The organism is Microbacterium schleiferi, from assembly GCF_038150145.1.
Classification (GTDB): domain Bacteria; phylum Actinomycetota; class Actinomycetes; order Actinomycetales; family Microbacteriaceae; genus Microbacterium; species Microbacterium schleiferi_B.
Window position 1 is genome coordinate 1 of record NZ_JBBWSA010000019.1, and the last position, 1356, is coordinate 1356.

Consider the following 1356-nt stretch of genomic DNA (forward strand, 5'->3'; position numbering starts at 1 on the left):
CGCCTTGCCTCACGTCAAGATGTCCGGGTGTGATTCGTGGTTGCCTCACGTGAAATGTCCGCGTGGGTCATGCGGCGGGTCGGGTTCCCTGGGTGCGGGCTGAGGCCAGTTCGATGAGTTGTTGCTGGATCTGGTTGATCCGTCGGGTGATGCGTGCCGGGTTCAGCTTGGCATGCTCGTGCTCGAGGCGCGTCTTGGTCTTGGCGTCGAGGATGCCGTTGTCCAGGAGTCGCTGGTACGGGGTCCGGGGGGTGTCGTAGATCCGCTTCTTTCGGCCGGATCTCGTGGCGGTCCAGCCGGTCGCTTTCACGCAGGGCAGCAGGTGGTTCTTGCGGGCCATCACCAGGTCCCATAGCTCGTTCAGCAGCGTCATTTCCGCGTCGGTCTCGTACCGGTAGCGGAACGCGTGTCTGCGGATCCAGTCGCCGTTGCGTTGCTCGATGTGCGCGTTGTCGTTGTGCTGGTACGGTCGTCCGCGGGTCAGGGGGATGTCGCGGTTGTCGGCCCAGGCGATCACTGACCAGTTCAGGAACTCGGATCCATTGTCGAAGTCCATCCCGGCGATCGGCACCGGCGCGTGCTTCGCGATCCAGTTCAGCCCTTCGTGCACGTGCACGAACGCCTTGTTGCGGACGGTGCGCATCATCGTCCACCCGATCACCGGGTCGGTCGCGTTCAACGTCCACAGGTGCTCGCCCTTGAGGGTGTGGCCGCAGTGCGCGACGGTGTCCAGCTCCAAGAACCCCGGCACGGTCAGCGGGGCATCCATCGCGGTGCGCTGCGGGATCGACGACCGCAGGATGTGCGACGGTTTCGTGCCTGACAGCGCGACCGGGTATGCGGCATCCTTGTGCGGTTTCAGGTACCGGTCGATCGTCGCCGCGGACATCGACCGCAGTTCGTCGAGCACCAGGTCGGTGACCCGAGGGCCGACCTTGCCGAGTTCACCGAACCGGACGAGCCGTTCCAAGGTGTCGTCCATGACCGCGGCGAGGTACTTGCCCGAGGGCTGACCGGACAGCCGCCAGACCTCCTGCAACACCACGAGCGCGTCGTAGGAGTACTTCCGCTCCCGCGGTTTGCGGGGCTGCCGGCCCGCGGGACCGGTCCGGGCGTTCGCGGATCGGATCGCCCGCCGCGCATGATCCCGCGTCCACCCGGTCGCCGCGACGAGCCCGTCGAGGATCTCGCCCTTCGCATGCTTGTCCGCCCGCACATACTCGCGGGCGAACTTCTTCGTGATCTCACGGCGCGCGGCCATCGACAACTCCTGACTCACACGGCCAGAGAACTACGCGGACATTCCTATCTGAGGCAAACGCCACCGTTCCCGGACCTTTTACATGAGTCAAGTCG

1 protein-coding gene is annotated in these 1356 nt (G+C 65.3%); it reads right to left on the reverse strand.

Annotation, left to right across the window (positions count from 1 at the left end):
- Positions 1 to 67 precede the first annotated feature (67 nt).
- Positions 68 to 1261, reverse strand: a complete 1194-nt coding sequence (locus AADH62_RS14520; RefSeq protein WP_228179575.1) for an integrase — start codon at positions 1259 to 1261, stop codon at positions 68 to 70.
- Between the last annotated feature and the right edge of the window lie 95 nt (positions 1262 to 1356).